23 protein-coding genes are annotated in these 19,099 nt (G+C 63.5%); 6 read left to right on the plus strand and 17 right to left on the minus strand.

Going from position 1 to position 19,099, the window contains the following annotated elements; translation table 11 throughout:
* Positions 1-180 (plus strand): transposase (locus K289_RS45325; protein WP_027553839.1); only part of this gene is annotated, 180 nt, incomplete at its 5' end.
* Positions 181-507: 327 nt separating this feature from the next.
* A complete protein-coding gene (locus K289_RS0127460; protein ID WP_027554448.1) occupies positions 508-3,300 on the plus strand; it encodes a UPF0182 family protein in 2,793 nt (930 codons plus the stop codon).
* A 225-nt stretch (positions 3,301-3,525) separates the two neighbouring features.
* Here the strand turns inward: K289_RS0127460 and K289_RS0127465 are convergent, their stop codons facing one another.
* The 4 genes from K289_RS0127465 to K289_RS0127480 all read right to left on the minus strand — a co-directional run bounded on the left by K289_RS0127465 (position 3,526) and on the right by K289_RS0127480 (position 6,332).
* Positions 3,526-3,936 (minus strand): DUF6455 family protein, encoded by a 411-nt coding sequence (locus K289_RS0127465; protein ID WP_027554449.1) that lies wholly within the window; start codon positions 3,934-3,936, stop codon positions 3,526-3,528.
* A gap of 236 nt (positions 3,937-4,172) precedes the next feature.
* Entirely contained in the window at positions 4,173-4,958 is a 786-nt protein-coding gene (locus K289_RS0127470) for a hypothetical protein (RefSeq protein WP_027554450.1), read from the minus strand.
* A 138-nt stretch (positions 4,959-5,096) separates the two neighbouring features.
* A complete protein-coding gene (gene leuD, locus K289_RS0127475) occupies positions 5,097-5,702 on the minus strand; it encodes a 3-isopropylmalate dehydratase small subunit (RefSeq protein ID WP_011083326.1) in 606 nt (201 codons plus the stop codon).
* Between the two features lie 231 nt (positions 5,703-5,933).
* Positions 5,934-6,332: a metallopeptidase family protein gene (locus tag K289_RS0127480; protein WP_027554451.1), complete on the minus strand. Its 399-nt coding sequence runs from the start codon at positions 6,330-6,332 to the stop codon at positions 5,934-5,936.
* Positions 6,333-6,495: 163 nt separating this feature from the next.
* On the opposite strand from K289_RS0127480, the gene K289_RS0127485 reads away from it, so the two are divergent.
* The gene (locus K289_RS0127485) at positions 6,496-6,777 is read left to right on the plus strand and encodes a hypothetical protein (RefSeq protein WP_027554452.1); all 282 of its coding nucleotides are present in this window, start codon (positions 6,496-6,498) and stop codon (positions 6,775-6,777) included.
* A gap of 259 nt (positions 6,778-7,036) precedes the next feature.
* On the opposite strand, the gene K289_RS50735 is transcribed toward K289_RS0127485, so the two are convergent.
* On the minus strand, positions 7,037-7,273 hold the full coding sequence (locus K289_RS50735) for a hypothetical protein (RefSeq protein ID WP_156918210.1): 237 nt from the start codon (positions 7,271-7,273) through the stop codon (positions 7,037-7,039).
* Positions 7,274-7,351: 78 nt separating this feature from the next.
* Between K289_RS50735 and K289_RS0127500 the strand changes: the two genes are divergently transcribed.
* On the plus strand, positions 7,352-7,633 hold the full coding sequence (locus tag K289_RS0127500) for a hypothetical protein (RefSeq protein ID WP_245284018.1): 282 nt from the start codon (positions 7,352-7,354) through the stop codon (positions 7,631-7,633).
* A 10-nt stretch (positions 7,634-7,643) separates the two neighbouring features.
* Here K289_RS0127500 and K289_RS0127505 read toward each other — a convergent pair whose 3' ends face one another.
* Complete coding sequence (locus K289_RS0127505) at positions 7,644-7,943, minus strand: DUF1330 domain-containing protein (protein WP_027554455.1); 300 nt, start codon at positions 7,941-7,943, stop codon at positions 7,644-7,646.
* Between the two features lie 55 nt (positions 7,944-7,998).
* Between K289_RS0127505 and K289_RS51750 the strand changes: the two genes are divergently transcribed.
* The gene (locus K289_RS51750; protein WP_198024786.1) at positions 7,999-8,175 is read left to right on the plus strand and encodes a hypothetical protein; all 177 of its coding nucleotides are present in this window, start codon (positions 7,999-8,001) and stop codon (positions 8,173-8,175) included.
* Positions 8,176-8,304: 129 nt separating this feature from the next.
* On the opposite strand, the gene K289_RS0127515 is transcribed toward K289_RS51750, so the two are convergent.
* From K289_RS0127515 to ffh, 9 genes are all read right to left on the minus strand, one after another.
* The gene (locus K289_RS0127515; protein WP_027554456.1) at positions 8,305-8,514 is read right to left on the minus strand and encodes a hypothetical protein; all 210 of its coding nucleotides are present in this window, start codon (positions 8,512-8,514) and stop codon (positions 8,305-8,307) included.
* Positions 8,515-8,608: 94 nt separating this feature from the next.
* The gene (gene leuC, locus K289_RS0127520) at positions 8,609-10,015 is read right to left on the minus strand and encodes a 3-isopropylmalate dehydratase large subunit (RefSeq protein WP_027554457.1); all 1,407 of its coding nucleotides are present in this window, start codon (positions 10,013-10,015) and stop codon (positions 8,609-8,611) included.
* Between the two features lie 463 nt (positions 10,016-10,478).
* Positions 10,479-10,859 (minus strand): 50S ribosomal protein L19, encoded by a 381-nt coding sequence (gene rplS / locus K289_RS0127535; protein WP_027554458.1) that lies wholly within the window; start codon positions 10,857-10,859, stop codon positions 10,479-10,481.
* Positions 10,860-10,967: 108 nt separating this feature from the next.
* The gene (gene trmD / locus K289_RS0127540) at positions 10,968-11,738 is read right to left on the minus strand and encodes a tRNA (guanosine(37)-N1)-methyltransferase TrmD (protein ID WP_027554459.1); all 771 of its coding nucleotides are present in this window, start codon (positions 11,736-11,738) and stop codon (positions 10,968-10,970) included.
* A 78-nt stretch (positions 11,739-11,816) separates the two neighbouring features.
* The gene (locus K289_RS0127545) at positions 11,817-12,500 is read right to left on the minus strand and encodes a hypothetical protein (protein WP_156918211.1); all 684 of its coding nucleotides are present in this window, start codon (positions 12,498-12,500) and stop codon (positions 11,817-11,819) included.
* Positions 12,501-12,542: 42 nt separating this feature from the next.
* Complete coding sequence (locus K289_RS0127555; protein WP_027554461.1) at positions 12,543-13,217, minus strand: hypothetical protein; 675 nt, start codon at positions 13,215-13,217, stop codon at positions 12,543-12,545.
* Positions 13,218-13,340: 123 nt separating this feature from the next.
* Positions 13,341-13,865, minus strand: a complete 525-nt coding sequence (rimM, locus tag K289_RS0127560) for a ribosome maturation factor RimM (RefSeq protein WP_027554462.1) — start codon at positions 13,863-13,865, stop codon at positions 13,341-13,343.
* A gap of 176 nt (positions 13,866-14,041) precedes the next feature.
* Positions 14,042-14,374, minus strand: a complete 333-nt coding sequence (gene rpsP, locus K289_RS0127565) for a 30S ribosomal protein S16 (RefSeq protein WP_027523519.1) — start codon at positions 14,372-14,374, stop codon at positions 14,042-14,044.
* Positions 14,375-14,459: 85 nt separating this feature from the next.
* Positions 14,460-16,007, minus strand: coding sequence for a signal recognition particle protein (gene ffh / locus K289_RS0127570; protein WP_027554463.1), 1,548 nt, complete (start codon positions 16,005-16,007; stop codon positions 14,460-14,462).
* Between the two features lie 393 nt (positions 16,008-16,400).
* Between ffh and K289_RS0127575 the strand changes: the two genes are divergently transcribed.
* Entirely contained in the window at positions 16,401-17,462 is a 1,062-nt protein-coding gene (locus tag K289_RS0127575; RefSeq protein WP_027554464.1) for an MBL fold metallo-hydrolase, read from the plus strand.
* A gap of 40 nt (positions 17,463-17,502) precedes the next feature.
* Here the strand turns inward: K289_RS0127575 and K289_RS0127580 are convergent, their stop codons facing one another.
* Both K289_RS0127580 and K289_RS49045 read right to left on the minus strand, forming a co-directional pair.
* A complete protein-coding gene (locus K289_RS0127580; protein WP_027554465.1) occupies positions 17,503-18,219 on the minus strand; it encodes an SIMPL domain-containing protein in 717 nt (238 codons plus the stop codon).
* A gap of 5 nt (positions 18,220-18,224) precedes the next feature.
* Positions 18,225-18,962, minus strand: coding sequence for a GyrI-like domain-containing protein (locus K289_RS49045; RefSeq protein ID WP_027554466.1), 738 nt, complete (start codon positions 18,960-18,962; stop codon positions 18,225-18,227).
* Positions 18,963-19,099 lie beyond the last annotated feature (137 nt).

The raw sequence follows: 19,099 nt of genomic DNA on the forward strand, positions 1-19,099 counted from the left end.
GAGACGGTCGAGCATCCCTTTGGCACGATCAAGGCCCGTATGGGTGCAACCCACTTCTTGATGAAGCGCCTACGGAACGTCGCCGCCGAGATGGCTTTGCACGTCCTGGCCTATAACCTCACTCGGGTGATGAACATCGTCGGCAAACCGAGCCTGATTGCAGCAATCCGCGCCACCTGAACGCGCGGAAGTGCGTCCAAAAGCGCCACCGCGCGTCGCTATAACCACCTCAGCCGGCTATTGGACGATCCGACGCGAAAACATCGGCGGCCTGCAACGATTGTCGACTACGGCCGCTTCCGAGCTATCCATTTCCACACAACCAAGACCCTCCGCTGACCTCACCGAGGTATCTGCTGCGCAGCCCTCCAAGAACTCGCGCGTCCTCCCGAGTTCGGCGCGCGGCCTGATGCCGGTATCCGCCTGTTGTAGGAGTGCGGAGCAAAAAGCAGGTGCGGCGCCCCCGCGACAGGCGCGCCACGTCCGTCGTTCTGCTATAATGTAACCATGACGATCGGGATTTCCGGACCCGAACGGAAGGCACCAGGGCGAAGCGCCGTGGTGGGATTCATCATCGCGGCCATCATCGCCGCAATCGGCCTGATCCTGCTCGCTCTCGTCGGCGACTTCCTGGTCGACTGGATGTGGTTCTCGTCGATCGGCTACACGCAGGTCTTCTGGACCACAATCGGCGCGAAAGCCGCCGTCTTCCTCGTCGTTTTCGCGGCGACCGCCGCCATCTTGTGGGCGAACGCGCGCCTTGCACTAGGCCTTGCCGGGCGCCGAAGCCGGTTGCCCGCGGCCTTCGACCCGCCGCTCGTGGCCGCCGCGGCGCAGCCCGATCCGCTTGAATTCCTGCGCGAGCGGCTGCCGTGGCGCAGTATGATCGCCGCCAGTAGCGGCCTCGTCGCTCTGCTTGTCGCCTGGGGAGAAGTCGGCAACTGGAGCACTCTTCTGCGCTTCATCTATCAGGTGCCCTACGGCACCAACGATCCCTTGTACGACAAGGATATCGGATTCTACCTGTTTTCCCTGCCGGCCTTTGTGGCCATCAAGAATTGGGCATTGCTGACGCTCGTCATGAGCGCACTGTTCGCCGGGTCTATCTACTGGGTGCACGGCGACATCGAGGACCGGGTGCAGCAAATATCGCCAGCGGCGATCTCGCACGGTTCGGCGCTTCTCGGCCTTTTCTTTGGCGTGAAGGCGTGGTCCTACAGTCTCGACCGCTATCTCCTGCTGTACGGCGACAACGGCGTGGTGGTCGGCGCAGGCTTCACAGACGTCAATGTGGAACTGCCGGTGCTGTGGTTGCTGATCGCACTTTCGATCGTCGCCGCTTTGGCGGCGTGCGCGAACCTGTGGGTGCGTACCTACCGCCTCCCCACCGCCGCGATTGTGCTGCTGTTCGGCGGCGCACTCCTGCTATCGGGCATCATCCCCGCAGTGTTTCAGCGCTTCTATGTCGGGCCGAACGAGCTGGACTGGGAGCGGCCCTACATGGAGCGCAACATTGCGCTGACCCGGGAGGCCTACAATCTCAATCGGATCGTGCCGAAGCCGTTCCCTGCGGAACAGAACCTGACCTTCAGGACACTCGAGGCCAACAAGGCCACCATTGAAAATATAAGGCTGTGGGATTGGCAACCATTGGCCGACACCTACGCGCAACTGCAGGAGATTCGCACCTACTACAAACTGCGCGACCTCGATGTCGATCGCTACTGGTTTGGCGACACCTATCAAAGCGTGATGATTTCAGGCCGCGAGTTGAATTCCGCGCTGCTGCCACCGAACGCGCAGACCTGGGTCAACCGCCACATCCTGTTCACCCACGGCAATGGTGCGGTGATGAGTCCGGTCACCCAGAAGAGCGGTGAAGGCCTTCCGCTTCTCTATCTGCACGACATTCCTCCGGTCGCGCACGGAGGTCCCGCCATTCGCGAGCCGCGCATCTATTACGGGCAGCAGACCGAGGACTACGTCATCGTCAAGGGAACCGTGCCGGAATTCGACTATCCCAGGGGAAAGGACAATGTCTACGCATCCTATGACGGCTCCGGCGGCGTGCCGCTGTCGGGCATGGTGCGGAGACTGATCTTCGCCCACCATTTCAACGATGTGAACCTGCTGCTGTCAGACTACATCGGTGACGGCAGCCGCATCATGATCCGGCGCAACATTCAGAAGCGGGTTGGCACGATCGCCCCGTTCCTCCCTCTCGATCGCGATCCCTATCTGGTCGTCAGCGAGGGCCGGATGTTCTGGATGCAGGACGCCTACACGACCAGCGAATACTTTCCCTACGCACAGCCTGCGCCCGGCTACAACCTCAACTATATCCGCAATTCGGTGAAGGTCGTGATCGACGCCTACAACGGCACCGTCGATTTTTACCTGATGGATCCGGCCGACCCGGTTGCCGCGACCTATCAGCGAATCTTCCCGGACCTGTTCAAGCCGTTCGCGGCCATGCCGTCCGATCTTCAGAAGCACATCCGTTATCCCGAAGATCTCTTCCTGATTCAGGCGCGACTTTTCCAGACCTACCACATGGAAGCTGCCGATGTTTTCTATAACCGGGAGGACCTCTGGCAGTTTCCGCGCCAACCGGCCGGTGATGGCGTCTCTTCAATGGACGGCATCACCACCATGGCCCCCTACTACATCATCATGCGGCTGCCCGGAGAGGCGCAAGCCGAGTTCTTCATCATGATCCCGATGGTGCCGAGCCGTCGCGACAACATGATCGCTTGGCTTGCCGCGCGCTGCGACGAGCCCGGCTATGGCAAGCTGATCGTGTACGAATTTCCCAAGGAGAAGCTGGTCTACGGGCCTTTCCAGATCGAGGCGCGAATTCATCAGAACACGGAGATCTCCCAGCAGATATCGCTGTGGAACCAGATGGGGTCGCGGGTGATCCGGGGAAATCTGCTCGTGATTCCGATCGAGAATTCGATTCTCTACGTGTCGCCGCTGTATTTGCGGGCGGAGCAAGGACATTTGCCGGAGCTCAAGCGGGTGATTGCCGCCTATGGTGAGCATGTCGTCATGAAGGAAACGCTTGCCGAGGCTCTGTCGGCACTCTTCGTGGACGGCGGCCCCTCCGCGGCAGCGTCGGGTGTGACCGCGGAAACACCCACCGAAGGCTCCGCGGCAGCGCGCGCGCAGGAGGCGCTCACGCACTACAACCAGGCCACGGAGCGGTTGAAATCCGGTGATTGGGCAGGCTTCGGCAAAGAGATCGATGCGATGCGCGGTATTTTGGAAGATATCCGCCGGCAATCGGGTAGCCGCTGAGGTGCCCGAGAAACGCAATTTTTCTGACTGCCGGTGTGACTGCTGACTACGATCGGAATCGTCGCCGCGCCAAAGCGGGTATTAGGCAAAGGCGCATGCAGGCGCGAGTGTGCTGCTCAAGGTGACGCGTCAGGATCGGTGACCTTAACTCAGGACGCGGCGCAGCACCGGTATCCAAATCGTCGAATGCAGCGCCGCCAGCGAGGTGATAAATGTCGCGCCGCGTCAGTGCGGCGTGCGCTCGAGCGACTCCAGCGTCGAGGCGTTGCCGCAATAGCCGTGGTAGTTCTCCGCCGCGGTGCCGTCGGCGAGATCGCGGTCGCATTGCGCCTTTTGGCTGCACAGCGCGCACACCCGCTCCATGTCGCGCAGCAACAGCGGCTGTGCGCGGCCGAGTTGCTCCACGCTGATGCCGAGCTGGTCCAGCATTTTCGGCAGCTCGTCGGCGGCATGTTTGCCGTGGCGGACCAGCTCCTCCAGATCGTCAGGTGAAATCCTGAGGTCGCCTGCAATCCGGTTGAAGTCGGAGCGATCGAGCTGCCGCATCTCGTTCAGCTCGCGGCGATGCTTCAGCCAGCCGGCAAAGGACTCGATGAGGTCCTGGACGATGGGATATGGCCTGCTTGCGGTGCTCATGCGAAGCTCCATTCGAGTCGTGAGATTGAAGCCGAATAGAGCAGACCTGCAGGAAAATGCGTTGCGCTGGATCAAATTGGAATCTCATGTCCCGGACGCGGTGCGGCGCGCTTGGCGATGCGGAGCATCGTCCAATGCGATGCGCCGCAGAGCCAGGACCCATGGTGCCGCATTGCTGGGCCCCGGCTCAGCGACGCATCATTCATGCTGCGTCGCGTCCGGGGCACGAGAGCAACCTAGCGAAACCGCTCCGTCGCCCACGCATACAGGCTGCCGGGAATCGGTGGCTGGCCGCCGCGGCCTTTGGGCGAGATGTGCAGGCCGATGATATCGGGGTTGGTGACGAGGCCGAGATAGCTCGACGGCTCGAAGAAGAGTCGTGGCTCGGCATGCACGGCGTAAAACGACTGCTTCGGCAGCGCGCAGCGGAGCTCGCCGGTGCGGCGGGCGAGCGCGGTGAGTGCTGCCGGGCCGAAGATCGCGACGCGGATGTCGGCTAGGCGGTTCGAGCCGCCGCGCAGGCGGCGCATCGCAAACGTGATGCGATGGCGCAGCGACAGCCAGTCGGGCGTCAGCTCCTCCTGCTCCATCAGTTCTTCGAAGGCGCGGACGATGCCATGCTCCGTCGGCAGGTAGATCACGGAGTTGCCGAGCTGCCGCGGCCGCTCCCAGGCGAAGTAGGGTTTGGCCGGATCGATCTCGACGGGCTTCAGCAGCAGCACGTCAGCGTCGAGCCAGAGGCCCAGGCTCTTGGCCATCAGCTTCATCCGGAAGAAGTCGCTGAACTGCAGCGTGGTCCAGTCGCGCCAGCTGCCGTCAGGCTGCGGCGGCCGCAGCCGTTCGGAGAAGGCATACGGCAGGATCGCCTCGGCATCGGCGTTGCCGACACCCGAGGGCAGGCCGGGAATGGGATCGAAGCTGTAGACCGTGACCTTGTGGCCGGCAGCAAGCTGCGAGCGCAGACACGTCTGGCGCAGCGCATCCATCGGGCCGTGCCAGAAGGTGACGATTTCGGGCAGCATGAGGGGAAGCTTAGAGCATGATCCGGAAAAGTGTGCAGCGGTTTTCCGAGAAGATCATGCTCAAAAAATAGAGGATAACGAGGGCAAAGAAAAAGCCCCGGCGCTGGCAGCACCGGGGCTCGAACTGAAAAGCTGATCTCAGGCCCAGGCACGCTCGCGCTTGAGCTTGTCCTCGTAGGTGTCGATCGAGGCCTTCTTCTCCATCGTGAGACCGATGTCGTCGAGACCGTTGATCAGGCAGTGCTTGCGGAACGGGTCGATCTCGAACTTCACCTTGCCGCCGTCGGGACCGCGGATCTCCTGGTTCGGCAGGTCGATCGTCAGCGTCGCATTGGCGCCGCGCTCGGCGTCGTCGAACAGCTTGTCGAGGTCTTCTTGGGAGACGCGGATCGGCAGAATGCCGTTCTTGAAGCAGTTATTGTAGAAGATGTCGCCGAACGAGGTCGAGATCACGCAGCGGATGCCGAAGTCGAGCAGCGCCCAGGGCGCGTGCTCGCGGCTCGAGCCGCAGCCGAAATTGTCGCCGGCGACCAGCACCTTGGTGTTGCGATAGGCCGGCTGGTTGAGCACGAAATCCGGGTTCTCGCTGCCGTCGTCCTTGTAGCGCTGCTCGGAGAAAAGCCCCTTGCCAAGGCCGGTGCGCTTGATGGTCTTCAGGTACTGCTTCGGAATGATCATGTCGGTGTCGACATTGATGATCTTCAGCGGCGCCGCGACGCCTTCCAGCGTGGTGAACTTGTCCATGGTTGCACTTTCCCGGGTCGGTCAGGGGAACAGGTATTTATCCCGATCAGGGCGGAAATCCTAGGCCGAATTCGGCAGGTCTGCCTTACCTCTCCCGCTTGCGGGAGAGGTCGGCGCGGAGCGCCGGGTGAGGGCTCTCTCCTTCCAGGGGGTCTTGATGGCTGAGGCACCCTCTCCCCAGCCCTCCCCCGCAAGCGGGGGAGGAAGCGCACCGCCGCTGCGGCGACACTATCAATCTGCTTGGGCCTCAATCGCCGCCATATCGTCGTCCGAGAGGCCGAAATGGTGGCCGATTTCGTGGATCAGGACGTGGCGGACGATATGACCGATCGTCTCGTCATGCTCGGCCCAATAGTCCAGGATCGGACGGCGGTAGAGCCAGACCATGTTGGGCAGCCGCGCCACGTCGCCAAAACTCTGCTGGGTCAGGCCGACGCCCTGGAACAGGCCGAGCAGGTCGAACTCGCTCTCGCACTCCATCTCGTCCAGGACCTCGTCGGTCGGGAAGTCGTCGACCCGGATGATCACGCCTTCGCAGAGCTTGCGAAAGTGCGCCGGCAGATGCTCGAAAATGTCATGCGCCATCGTCTCCATCTCGGCCAGCGAGGGCGCTTTCAGGTCGGTCCACATGCTCACTCCTTAGCGCGGGTTCCCTGATGATGCATCCCGCTTTATAGGATGGGACGAAGAGTTGACGTTGCCTGCGAAAACGGAGAGCGTACGTCGCACCAAGGGGATATTTCAGGTGGGTGGTACGATGCGGGCGGGAACAGCGGTACTGGTTCTACTTTGCATGGGGTTGTTTTCGCAATTTTGCGCCGGCGCGGAGGCCCAGACGGCTGGTCCCGAAATCCGCTTGGCCCAGGCGGCGCCCGACGCCCCGCCGCCGCGCAAGCGGCCGCCGACCCGGCTGCGCGTGCAGCCTTACTATTATGGCGACGAGAACCGGGTCTATCCGCGCTACAATCCCGGTCCCGACGCGGTCCGCGAATGCAACGCGACCTATGTCCAGGAATTCCGGCCGAGCGGCACGGTGATCGTGCCGCGTATGAGCTGCTACTGGCGTCGCGGCTGACGCCTGGCGCGCCGCTCAATCCGGCTGGCGCGCCATTGACCATCTCCTGCATTCGCTCGATCAGAAGATGCGCGCGTCACTGACGGCCGGTCTTGGCGCCGCCTGAAAAGTTCTGCCGGCATTCGGAACCTGCCGCGTGTTCTTCGCATTCATGTCCGGGGCGCGTTCATTCATACGCGATTCAGGCCGTGGACTCTAACGTCGTCTGCGTGCCGTAACGTCTGGTCAGCGCGCGCACCGCAGGAACGATGTCAGGAGATCACAGGAAATGCAGTCCATGAAAGTTTTCGGCCTCGCGGCCGTCGGAGCGATGTTCGTTCTCGCCGCGCCGGTCGAACGCGCGCAGGCCGTGTCGCTGATCAATCCGGGCGCCGCACAGTCGGTGCAGGATGTTGCCAAGCCCACGACCGAAGTGCACTGGCATCACGGACATGGCTGGCATCCTCGTCATCACTGGCGGCACCGCTGGCATCGTCACCATCATCATCATCGCCACTGGCGATAGCCTTTGAGGCGCGGACAGGCCCGGATTTCCGGGCCTGTTTTTGCTTGCAGACGGCCTTGCGATGCCCGCATGCTGAGAGCGGAGGTCGCCATGATGAAGTGGATCGGACTGGCCGTTGCTGTTGCGATCATTGCTGGCTCGCCGAGCGAGTCCGTTGCTCAGCCTGTGGCGAAGCCGGCGGCCTCGGCGGGGACAGCGGTTTTCGGTGCAACGCGGCACGCGCAACACCATGATGTAGCGCGGCGCTATGTGCCATATGAACCGCATTACTACGCGCGGCCCGTGTACTATCGGCCCTATCCTTACGCGGTGCCCTTTCCCTTCGTGTTCGGCTTCGGGCCGTGGTGGTGATGTCGCCGCGCTAGATGGCGGGCGTAAATCCCTTGACCAGCAGAACGGTCGCCTGCGCGCCTGCCTTGCGATCGCGTGAGATATCGAGATAGTCGGGCGCGTTCGAGAAGGCGAGAAAAGCGGCCTCATCGGGAAACGACATCATCACCAGCTTGTCGAACGGCCATGCGCCTTCAAGTACGCGCGGCTGTTCATCGGCTGCGAGGAGACGTCCATTGAATTTCCTGAACACGTCGAAGAACCGCGCCTGATAGCGGTCATAGGCCGCGCGGTCTGTCATCTTCAGTTGTGCGATCGCGTAAACGGTCATCTCTAGTGAACTCCATTGTCTCGCGGCTGTCTCGCGGCGCTGCGTTGCAGGCGCGATGCACCGAGCGCCGTTCATTCATGACGCATTCCACCGGCGCTACTATTACGGCGGCTATTATCCCTATTACCACTATCCGCGCCGCTGCCGGATCATCTGGACCTATTACGGCCCGCGCCGCATCTGCCGCTGGCACCATTGGCACCGCTGGCACCATCCGTACCGCTATTGGTGATGTGAGAGCGACCGAACTCTAACCGTTTGCGTCATGGCCGGGCTTCGTCCCGGCCATCCACGTCTTTGCCTCGGGCTCCGAAGTGCGTGGATGCCCGGGGACAAGCCCGGGCATGACGGAGAACGTGGCTCAGAGCCAATCCTTCAGCTTCCACGACGCCGGCTTCCAGCGCGCCAGGGTCTCGAGCTTCCACTGCCGCAACATCGCCGGCGGCCAGCGGCTGAGCTTTGACGTCTCCTCGGCCTCAGGCTTGGCGACGATACGCAATGGCGCCGCGCGCCGCCGGTTCTGGCGTGTCGCCTCGCTGATCAGATCGACATATTCAGGCTTGTTGGCCATGGCGCGCGTCCTCGCGAAAGTGCCGCGAGGACGCAATGTGGGCGATGCCGATTAACGGCGGTTTGCCGCGATCGCTACAATTGCAGGAAGCGGCTTACCGCCAGTCCCTGACATCGACGAAGTGGCCCGCGATCGCCGCGGCCGCTGCCATCGCCGGCGAGACGAGGTGGGTGCGGCCCTTGAAGCCCTGGCGGCCTTCGAAGTTGCGGTTCGAGGTCGAGGCGCAGCGCTCCTCCGGCTTCAGCTTGTCCGGGTTCATGGCGAGGCACATCGAGCAGCCCGGCTCGCGCCATTCGAAGCCCGCCTTGATGAAGATCTTGTCGAGACCTTCGGCTTCGGCCTGCTCCTTCACGATGCCGGAGCCCGGCACGACCATGGCGTTGACATGGCCGGAGACCTGCTTGCCTTCCGCGATCTTCGCGGCGGCGCGCAGGTCTTCGATGCGGCCGTTAGTGCAGGAGCCGATGAAGACGCGATCGAGCTTGATGTCGGTGATCTTCGTGCCTGCGGTCAGGCCCATGTACTTCAGCGCGCGGTGCTTGGAGATACGCTTGGCCTCGTCCGCGATCTTGTCGGGGTCGGGCACGAAGCCGGTCACCGAGATGACGTCCTCGGGGCTTGTGCCCCAGGTCACGATCGGCGGCAGCTTTGCGGCGTCCAGCCGCAGCTCATGGTCGAAATGCGCGCCCTCGTCGGAGCGCAGCTTCTCCCAGTAGCGCATCGCTTCATCCCAGGCTGCGCCCTTCGGAGCCTTCGGGCGATCGCGCAGGAAGTCGTAGGCCTTCTGGTCCGGCGCAACGAGGCCGGCGCGAGCGCCGCCTTCGATCGACATGTTGCAGACCGTCATGCGGCCTTCCATCGACAGCGCCCGGATCGCATCGCCGGCATATTCCAGCACGTAGCCGGTGCCGCCCGCGGTGCCGATCTCGCCGATGATGGCGAGAATGATGTCCTTGCCCGTCACGCCCTCCGGCAATTTGCCGTCGACGGTGACGCGCATGTTCTTCGCCTTCTTCTGGATCAGCGTCTGCGTCGCCAGCACGTGCTCGACCTCGCTCGTGCCGATGCCGTGCGCGAGCGCGCCGAACGCGCCATGCGTCGAGGTGTGGCTGTCACCGCAGACGATGGTGGTGCCGGGCAGCGTAAAGCCCTGCTCCGGGCCGATGACGTGGACGATGCCCTGGCGCTTGTCGAACTCGTTGTAATATTCGATGCCGAATTCCTTGGCGTTCTCCGCCAGCGCCTTGATCTGCTCGATGCTTTCAGGGTCGGGATTCGGCTTGCTGCGGTCGGTGGTCGGCACGTTGTGGTCGACGACGGCGAGCGTCTTCTCTGGCGCATGGACCTTGCGCCCGGTCGCGCGCAGGCCTTCGAACGCCTGCGGCGAGGTCACCTCGTGCACCAGGTGGCGGTCGATATAGAGCAGGCAGGTGCCATCGTCGGCCTCGTGCACCAGATGGTCGTTCCAGATCTTGTCGTACAATGTGGTCGGCTTGGACATGAGCGTCAGCTCCGGGAATGTTGTGTAGCGGATGTGCGCGGGTGGCGCGCGGGGCAACAAAAACGTCTTCAGCGCAGCGATTAAGCTGCGCGGCTAAGCTCTGACGTTGCCGAGGTCGCAAAGCGTCCGAAGAACCGGCCAGGCAGCCGCGAGCGATCGTCGATGACGATGCGCTTGACGGGGGCGAGGCTGGTCGGATCTGGAAACATTCCAAGAATATATAGCAGGCCGAATTGGAATCGCGAGTGGTTTCAATGCGCGGTCAGGACATGACCCTCACCCTGAGGAGCGCGCTCTTGGCGCGCGTCTCGAAGGGCGAGGCCACCGGCCGGGCCTTCATCCTTCGAGACGCGCGTTCCGCGCTCCTCAGGATGAGGTCCGACATCTGTGTCGGCGGCACGAGCGCAACAAAAAAGCGCGGAGCCGAGCCCCGCGCTTTTCGAAACTTGCCTGGTGGCGAAGATTACTCGCCGACGGCAGTCGCGCGGTCCTGCTTCTCGACGATGCGGGCCGACTTGCCGCGAAGGTTGCGGAGGTAATAGAGCTTGGCGCGACGCACCTTGCCGCGACGCACCACCTTGATCGAATCGATCATCGGGGAGAGCAGCGGGAACACGCGCTCGACACCCTCGCCGTACGAAATCTTGCGCACGGTGAAGCTCTCGTTGAGGCCACCACCGGAACGCGCGATGCAAACGCCCTCATAGGCCTGCACGCGTGTGCGCTCGCCTTCGACGACCTTCACGTTGACGATCACGGTGTCGCCGGGCGCGAACTCCGGGATGTCCTTGCCGGCGGAGAGCTTGTCGAATTGCTCTTTTTCGAGCTGCTTGATCAGGTTCATGGGTAAATCTCCATCGGCGCGCCCAGCCGCAGGACGGGGGCTGCGCAAAATTCGTCTATCCAGCCATTGCGGATTTGGCCGCTCCTATAAGGCAAGCCGAAGCGTTTGTCACCCGTCTGTCTTGTTTTTTGGCGTTTTTTGGCGACTGGCCCGATTCGGGACTTTGCCTGGGACCTGGGCCCACAAATCCGGTCGCCGGGCCGCCGTCAGGGCCTCGGATTCCGCTCTTCGCCAGGCAGCGACCTTGGCATGGTCGCCGGAGATCAGGACCTGCGGTATCGGAACCCCCTCGAACAGCTGCGGACGGGTGTATTGAGGGTATTCCAGAAGGCCCTCGGAAAAGCTTTCCTCGGCTCCGGAGGCCTCCTTGCCCATGACCCCCGGCAGCAGCCGGACGCAGGCGTCAATCAGCGCCAGGGCTGCGATTTCCCCGCCGGAGAGCACGTAGTCGCCGATCGAGACCTCCTCCAGGCCCCGTCCGTCGATCACCCGCTGGTCGACCCCCTCGAACCGCCCGCAGACGATCAGGGGACCAGGACCTTGGGCGAGCTCGGCGACGCGGACCTGGGTCAATGGCCGACCGCGGGGGCTCATCAAGAGCCTTGGTCGATCTTTTGGCCGCTCCGGACCGACCTCCGCGGCATCGATTGCGGCCGCCAGAATGTCGGCCCGCAGCACCATGCCCGGGCCGCCGCCGGCCGGCGTGTCGTCGACGCTGCGGTGGCGGTCGGTTGCCGAGGCGCGGATGTCCCGCGCCTCGAGCTCCCAGAGCCCGGACGCGAGCGCGCGGCCAGCCAGGCTCACCCCGAGCGGCCCCGGAAACATCTCGGGAAACAGGGTGAGGACGGTTGCTCGCCAGATCGGGGCTTGGGTGGTCATGCCGCTGGTTAGGGCATCGCACGTCTCAGGTCGAGGGCCTGCTAGGCGCCTCTCTGCGAGAAACTCCGGCGAACGCAGTTATTTCTTGCGGCCATATTCGACGAGTTCGCTCGTGCTGCTGTTGACCAAGTGGTTATTGGCCCGGGACACGAAGCTGCGCTTGACCCAGTGATCGATCGCCGGGGCATACCAAGTCTGCGCCGTGATCTCGCCCTTGTTGGACGGATCGTTGGTCGATTGCCTGGAGACGACCGTTTCGATCTTGAACGTGTCGAACGTGCCGGCCTTGGTGGTGATGGTTTCCTGACCGGTGACTTTTGAATTGACGGAGCGTCTGAAGATGCTGCCGTTTTGCGAGTTGACGTCGTCTGCGGTGACGCTCCAGGCAGAGCCAACCTTCAGCGGTGTACGAATCCCGGAGCCGTCAATCGGCTGATATTTCCAAGGGCCCGTGCTCTTCAGATTCCATGACCGGTCATAGACATTAAGCCGATCGCCGTTCCCGACTCCGGTAGCGAGTTGGATGCGAATCTCGCCGGGAGTTACGTCGGTGACGACAAACCGGCGGACTGTAGACGTTCCGCCGATTTCGTCCCTCACGTCGTACGCCCAGAAGTCGCCCGGCATCGGCTCTTCCATTGAAATGATCGGCTTTGCTTCGCCCGGTTTTGCAGGAGCAGGCGGCGCGCCGCCCTCGGCGGCCCGTGCCCAGGGAACGCTCGCGAGCAAGCAAATCGTTGCCACGGCGGCACAACGAGACATCGGTATCTCCAGCGACAGTGATCGGAATGCCTGGGCCGACGACTAGCGGCGGCCATATTCGATCAGCTCGACCGATCCCTTGTCGCTGACCCTGCCCTCCGATTTGCTGACCCAGGTACGCTTCACCCAATGATCGACGGTCGGCGCGTACCAGGTCTGCTGGCTGCTCTGAAACTTCTTGGTCGGATCATTGGCGTTTTGCATGTCGATCGACGTTTCAATCTTGTACGTCTCGAACGTGCCGGCGCGCGTCGTAATGCTTTCCTTGGCAGTGACCTTCGATGTGACCGAGCGCTTCAGGCTGGCGCCGCTACCGCTGTTGAAGTCAGTCGATCTGACGGACCAGGACTTGCCGACCTCAAGCGGGGTCTTGATGCCCGTGCCGTCGTTTGGGGTAAATTTCCATGTGCCGGTGTTGATGGAATTCCAGGAATGATCGAACGTCTGGAAGCCAATACCCGGTTTTCCGAGAAAGGTCAGGCGGATACCGATTTCAGCGGGAGATACATCGGTGATGGTTTGGGTGACGGTCGATTTCAGCTCGCCGGTGATCTCATCGCGAACCTCGTAGGTCCAGCGATCGCCTGTCCGCGGCTCTTGCTGCTCGGGGGTCTCCGTGGATGCTTCAGCAGGCGGCTGGCTCGCCGGCGTCTGCGCCGCTACCACGCTCGCGCACGCAAGCAGGCCGATCGTTGCCAGAAGACAGCGCCGCAACATTTGTATCTCCGGATGTTCAGGAGTCGTCGAGAGGAGGGGTGCAACCCGAGCGTGAACGAGCCCGGAACCAAACGCAAATCTCGATTTTGTGAGGACAATCGGCGGTCCGTCGTCGTCGTCATGTCATGACGGCGACGCCTCGTCCTCATCCTCGATCTCCTGCGGCAGCGCGATCACGACGCGTCCACCCGCGACGTTGACCTCCGGCACCACCGCGTTGGAGAACGGCAGCAGCAGCGTCGTGCCTGTCGGCGGGGCGATCTCGATGATGTCGCCGGCGCCAAAATTATGGACTGCGACGACACGGCCGAGCGTGTCGCCGGCCGTGGTGACGGCGGCGAGCCCGATCAAATCGGTGTGGTAATATTCGTCCTCGTCGGTCGCGGGCAGTTTTTCGCGCGCGACGTAGAGTTCGATGCCGTTGAGCCGCTCGGCTTCATCGCGGGTCGTGACGCCCTTGAACGTCGCGACCAGATGATCCTTGGCTTCACGGGCCTGCGCGACCTCGAACTGGCGCTTGCCGTCCTGGGTGACGAGCGGACCATAGCGCCGCACGGCAAAGGGATCTTCGGTGAAGGTCCACAGTTTGACCGCGCCGCGCACACCATGCGCGGCGCCGATCCGCGCGACGCAAACGAGCTGAGACATCAGGTGGCCTCTCCCTTCGAGACGCACGCTTCGTTTGCACCGTTCGCGACGGCCTCGCTTACGCTCGGCCTGCTCGGGTGTGCGTGCTGATCAGGATGAGGAGATAGACCCTCATGCTGAGGAGCGCGGCACAAGCCGCGCGTCTCGAAGCATGAAGGCCCGGCCATCGAAGCGGCTTACGCCTTCGCGGCGGCTTCGGCCTGCGCCTTGCGCTCCTTGCGCGGCACGGCCTTCTGCGGGTTGCTGCGTGCTTCGCGCTTCTTGACGCCGGCGGCGTCGAGGAAACGCATCACGCGGTCCGACGGCTGGGCGCCCTTGGCGAGCCAGGCCTTCACCTTGTCCATGTCGAGCTTGAGGCGGGTCTCGTTGTCCTTCGGCAGCAGCGGGTTGAAATAGCCGAGACGCTCGATGAAACGGCCATCGCGCGGGAAGCGCGAGTCGGCGACGACGACGTGATAGACCGGGCGCTTCTTGGTGCCTGCGCGAGCGAGGCGGATAACGACTGACATCTAGTTCTCCTTCAAAGTACGTTTTGTTCGGTTGATTGGTATTCCGCGTTGCGCGGGACGCTTGCGATCCCCCGCGACGAATTCCTCATTTCTTCTTGCCCGGAAATCCGCCGAGGCCCGGCAGCATCGGCTTGCCGCTCAGCCCGGTCAGACCAGGAACGTTCGGCAGACCGGTGCGAAGACCAGCCGGCAAATCCTTCGGCAGGTTGGGCAGACCCTGTCCGCCGCCGCTCTGCATCTTTTCCTGCAGCGCCTTCATCTCTTCCGGCGAGGGCATCTTCATGCCGCCGCCAAAGCCCATCGCCTGCGCGATGCCGGCAAGCGGGCCGCGCTTGCCCGAGCCCATGGCCTTCATCACGTCGGCCATGTTCCGGTGCATCTTCAAGAGCTTGTTGACGTGCTCGACGCTCTGGCCGGAACCTGCGGCGATACGTTTCTTGCGGCTGGCCTTGAGCAGGTCGGGGTGCCGGCGCTCGTCGCGCGTCATGGAATCGATGATCGCGACCTGGCGCTTCAGGATCCTGTCGTCGATCCCTGCGGCCGCGATCTGGTTCTTCATCTTGGAGATGCCGGGCATCATGCCCATCAGGCCGCTGATGCCGCCCATATTGGACATCTGCAGAAGCTGCTCGCGCATGTCGTTGAGGTCGAACTGGCCCTTGCGCATGCGCTCGGCAGTGCGCGCGGCCTTCTCGGCGTCGATGTTGGCGGCAGCCCGTTCGACCAGCGACACCACGTCGCCCATGCCGAGGATACGGCCGGCGATACGGTCGGGATGGAAATCCTCCAGCGCGTCGGTCTTTTCACCGGTGCCGATCAGTTTGATCGGCTTGCCGGTGACGGCGCGCATCGACAGCGCGGCGCCGCCGCGGCCGTCGCCGTCGACGCGGGTCAGCACGATGCCGGTCAGTCCCACGCGCTGATCGAACGAGCGGGCGAGGTTGACGGCGTCCTGGCCGGTGAGGCTATCCGCGACCAGCAGCACTTCATGCGGATTGGCGGCGGCTTTGATTGCAGCGGCTTCCGCCATCATCTCTTCGTCGAGCGTGGTGCGGCCGGCGGTGTCGAGCAGCACGATGTCGTAGCCGCCGAGCTTGCCGGCCTCCAGCGCGCGCTTCGCAATCTGCGGCGGCTGCTGGCCGGCAACGATCGGCAGGGTCGGAATGTCGAGATCGCGGCCGAGCACGGCAAGCTGCTCCATCGCCGCCGGGCGATAGACGTCGAGCGAGGCCATCAGCACCTTGCGCTTGTCACGCTGGACGAGGCGGCGGGCGAGCTTTGCGGTGGTGGTGGTTTTGCCGGAGCCTTGCAGGCCGACCATCATGATCGGCACCGGCGGCACCGAATTCACGTCGATGGTCTGCCCTTCTGCGCCGAGCGTGTTGATGAGCTCGTCATGGACGATCTTGACCACCATCTGGCCGGGCGTCACCGACTTCACGACGGTGGCGCCGATCGCCTGCTCGCGCACGCGTTCGGTGAAGCTGCGCACCACTTCGAGCGCAACGTCGGCTTCGAGCAGCGCGCGGCGCACCTCGCGCATCGCGGCGTCGACGTCCTTTTCGGTCAGCGCACCGCGCCCCGTCAGACGATCAAGGATGCCGCCAAGCCTTTCCGACAGATTGTCGAACAATGCCGTTGTCCTGTTCTTGCCCTCACCCTGAGGAGCAGGCAAAGCCTGCGTCTCGAAGGGTGCCGTCGTGGCCCCATCCTTCGAGGCGCCGCTTCGCGGCTCCTCAGGATGAGGGTCGTCCAAACACCTTTACGCCCGAGGGCGCACAGCGCTGTCGGGCGTTGACCTCTGGCCTCCAGGACCAGTCGGCGGGTCGAAAAGAAAGCCTTTCCGAGAAAGTGGCGGGGTTAAACGCCGCTCACGCCCAAAAGTCAAGGAAAGTTAGGCTGCCGGTGCGCATTTTGTAGGGCAAGCCATTGAAAATATAAGACTTCCGGCGATGGGTTCCTTTTTCTGCGGGCCCGCCCATATAGCCGGTGATGAACTCCCTCCGCTATCATCCCTGAAGCCGCCGTGTCGATCACCCGTCGCCGCCTGTTTGGACTGCTGGCCGGGGCGGGCGCGCTGGTCGGTGTCCCCCTTTGGATGTCCCGCATGAAAACCTACGACGGACCCGTCTCGGACCATTTCGACGGCCTGCACTTCTTTGATCCCGACGGTGTACCGCCGAAATCGCTGGGTGAAGTGTTCCGCTGGCAGTTCGGCGGCGGGCGGAAGCGCGAGACCTGGCCGGACTGGGTGCCGAGCCCTCACGCCGATACCCCGCCCGCGCGCGTCGACGGCGACAAGGTGCGGCTCTCCTTCGTTGGCCATGCAAGCTGGCTGATCCAGACCGCCGGCCTCAACATTCTCGTGGACCCCGTCTGGTCGATGCGGGTCTCGCCTGTCGGCTTTGCCGGACCGAAGCGGCATAACGATCCCGGCATCGCCTTCGACAAGCTGCCGAAGATCGACGTCGTGCTGGTCTCGCACGGCCACTACGATCATCTGGACATCGCGACGCTGTCGCGGCTCGCCAAGAATTTCGCCCCGCGCGTGGTCACGCCGTTCGGCAATGACCTGACGATGCGCGGTGCCGATTCCACGATCAAGGTGGAGGCCTTCGACTGGCATGACTGCGTCGAGCTCGGCGGCGGCCTCGCCGTGACGCTGGTGCCGACCCGGCACTGGTCGGCGCGCGGCATGTTCGACCGCAACAAGGCGCTGTGGGCGAGTTTTGTGCTGGAGACGCCGGCGGGGAAGATCTACGTCGTCTGCGATTCCGGCTATGGCGAGGGCAAACACTTTCGCCGCGTCGCCCAAGCGCACGGGCCGCTACGTCTGGCGATCCTCCCCATCGGCGCCTACGAGCCGCGTTGGTTCATGCGCGACCAGCACATGAACCCGGAGGACGCGGTGAAGGCATTGCTCGATTGCGGCGCGCAGGCCGCGCTCGGGCATCATCATGGGACGTTCCAGCTCACCGATGAAGCGATCGACGCGCCCGCGAAGGCGCTGGTCGAGGCGCTCGATGCGGCAAAGATTCCGCAGGAGCGGTTCGTGGCGATGCAGCCGGGGCAGGTGGTGGAGATTTAGGTCGATCCACGCAAAGACTCGTCGTCCCGGCCTTCGCCGGTTACTGTGCCGGCCTGATCGACCAGCTCACATTCACCGTCACCGACAGTGTTTCCTCGCCGGGCGCAACGGCGGCTGACGCTGCGGCCATCGGTGCTGTCGCCATCCGGCCCTTGAACAGCGGCACCGGGCCGCCGCCTTCGGAGACGCTGAGCGGCGCACCCAAGGCGACGCCGGCGGCCTTGGCGTAGATCTCGGCCTTGCGGCGGGCATCGGCCACGGCCTGCTCGCGGGCGCCGTCGAGCAGCTTCGAGGCCTGCGTCACCTCGAAGGAGATGTTGCCGATGTCATTGGCGCCGGCGCTGACCAGCGTGTCGATGATGCCTGCGGCCTTGGTCACGTCGCGAATCTTCACCGTGACGCGGTTGCTGGCGCGGAAGCTGACTACGGGCGAGGCGCCGCTGGAGCGGTTCGGCGCATATTGCGGCTGCAGCGACAGCCGCGAGGTCTGATAGTCCTTCTCGTCGATGCCGGCGCCCTTCAGCGCCAGCAGCACCTTGCCCATCGCGGCGTTGTTGGCGTCGGAAGCCTCCTTCGCCGTCTTGGCGTCGTTGGCGACGCCGGCGTCGAGCTGCGCGAGGTCAGGGGCCGCAGACACCGTGGCTTCGCCGCTGACCGAGATCGCGGCTGGAAAATCGTCGGCGCGCGCCGGCGCGGCGAGCAGCATGGTGGCAAGGGCGGCGGCAAGGACGGAGGTCAGCGCGGCGGGCTTTTTCATTGGTCTCACTTCAAGGGTACGTAGACATTGATCACGAGCTTGTCCTCGGCCGTCTTCAGGGGATCGGTGAGGTACTCCTCGATGAAGGTGTCCTTGGCTTCCAGCTTCTTGTCGTCGAGGTGATTGGTGATCGCCTCATAGGTGTTGTCCATGTTGTCGTAGGAACCGCGATGGACAAACTTGAGCGCCTTGCCCTCCGGCGATTTGCCCATGCTCATGTCCTTGGGCAGGTTCTTGAGATCCTGATCGACCGGGATCTCGGCGAGGAAGGTGAAGCCGGTATCATCCGTCGAGGTGTAGACGATCATCGGATTGCCCGCGGGCTTGATGCCCTGCTTGTCAAGCAGCGCGGTCACCGCCTTGAAGGCATCGATCAGGGTGTCGAAGGCCGAATCCCAATTGGCAGTACCCTTGACCATCACGACCTTCTTCGCCTCGAGCGTGGTCTCCTGGCCGAAAGGATCGGCGGTCTGCACCGGGGCCGGGGAGGCGGACGCGGCCGGCGGCGCTGCCGTCGGACTGGGCGAGGGTGAGGCGCTGGCCGCCGGGGCCGGCGAAGGCGTTGCCGCAGGGGCGGGCGAGGCGCTTGCAGCCGGGGTGGGCGAAGCCGATGGCGCCGGGGAAGGACTGGCCGATGCGGCCGGTGCCGGGCTTGGGGTTTGTGCCGAGGCGGCAGACAGGCCAAACGACATGGCGGCTGCCGGGATCAGCGCGACCAGAGCGAGACGACAAAAACGATTCATTACCATTCTCCCCAAGAGCTTATCCGCCAAGGTCTTGACCTGCCAAGGCCTTGCGCCCTCAAGGCCTCAAACTTGGCTTTGCGCCATGCCGCGCGTCCCGGTTTGCGCGAATGCCGCCGTTCTAACACGCGAGCGCC

This window comes from Bradyrhizobium sp. Cp5.3 (genome assembly GCF_000426265.1).
Taxonomy (GTDB): Bacteria; Pseudomonadota; Alphaproteobacteria; order Rhizobiales; family Xanthobacteraceae; genus Bradyrhizobium; species Bradyrhizobium neotropicale.

Excerpts from the sequence above, each read along its gene's own strand:
- K289_RS0127460 (WP_027554448.1), top strand. The coding sequence starts at position 508 with ATGACGATCGGGATTTCCGGACCCGAACGGAAGGCACCAGGGCGAAGC.
- K289_RS0127465 (WP_027554449.1), bottom strand. The coding sequence starts at position 3,936 with ATGAGCACCGCAAGCAGGCCATATCCCATCGTCCAGGACCTCATCGAG.
- K289_RS0127470 (WP_027554450.1), bottom strand. The coding sequence starts at position 4,958 with ATGCTGCCCGAAATCGTCACCTTCTGGCACGGCCCGATGGATGCGCTG.
- leuD (WP_011083326.1), bottom strand. The coding sequence starts at position 5,702 with ATGGACAAGTTCACCACGCTGGAAGGCGTCGCGGCGCCGCTGAAGATC.
- K289_RS0127480 (WP_027554451.1), bottom strand. The coding sequence starts at position 6,332 with ATGTGGACCGACCTGAAAGCGCCCTCGCTGGCCGAGATGGAGACGATG.
- K289_RS0127485 (WP_027554452.1), top strand. The coding sequence starts at position 6,496 with ATGGGGTTGTTTTCGCAATTTTGCGCCGGCGCGGAGGCCCAGACGGCT.
- K289_RS0127500 (WP_245284018.1), top strand. The coding sequence starts at position 7,352 with ATGCTGAGAGCGGAGGTCGCCATGATGAAGTGGATCGGACTGGCCGTT.
- K289_RS0127505 (WP_027554455.1), bottom strand. The coding sequence starts at position 7,943 with ATGACCGTTTACGCGATCGCACAACTGAAGATGACAGACCGCGCGGCC.
- K289_RS51750 (WP_198024786.1), top strand. The coding sequence starts at position 7,999 with ATGCACCGAGCGCCGTTCATTCATGACGCATTCCACCGGCGCTACTAT.
- K289_RS0127515 (WP_027554456.1), bottom strand. The coding sequence starts at position 8,514 with ATGGCCAACAAGCCTGAATATGTCGATCTGATCAGCGAGGCGACACGC.
- leuC (WP_027554457.1), bottom strand. The coding sequence starts at position 10,015 with ATGTCCAAGCCGACCACATTGTACGACAAGATCTGGAACGACCATCTG.
- rplS (WP_027554458.1), bottom strand. The coding sequence starts at position 10,859 with ATGAACCTGATCAAGCAGCTCGAAAAAGAGCAATTCGACAAGCTCTCC.
- trmD (WP_027554459.1), bottom strand. The coding sequence starts at position 11,738 with ATGACCACCCAAGCCCCGATCTGGCGAGCAACCGTCCTCACCCTGTTT.
- K289_RS0127545 (WP_156918211.1), bottom strand. The coding sequence starts at position 12,500 with ATGTCTCGTTGTGCCGCCGTGGCAACGATTTGCTTGCTCGCGAGCGTT.
- K289_RS0127555 (WP_027554461.1), bottom strand. The coding sequence starts at position 13,217 with ATGTTGCGGCGCTGTCTTCTGGCAACGATCGGCCTGCTTGCGTGCGCG.
- rimM (WP_027554462.1), bottom strand. The coding sequence starts at position 13,865 with ATGTCTCAGCTCGTTTGCGTCGCGCGGATCGGCGCCGCGCATGGTGTG.
- rpsP (WP_027523519.1), bottom strand. The coding sequence starts at position 14,374 with ATGTCAGTCGTTATCCGCCTCGCTCGCGCAGGCACCAAGAAGCGCCCG.
- K289_RS0127580 (WP_027554465.1), bottom strand. The coding sequence starts at position 18,219 with ATGAAAAAGCCCGCCGCGCTGACCTCCGTCCTTGCCGCCGCCCTTGCC.
- K289_RS49045 (WP_027554466.1), bottom strand. The coding sequence starts at position 18,962 with ATGAATCGTTTTTGTCGTCTCGCTCTGGTCGCGCTGATCCCGGCAGCC.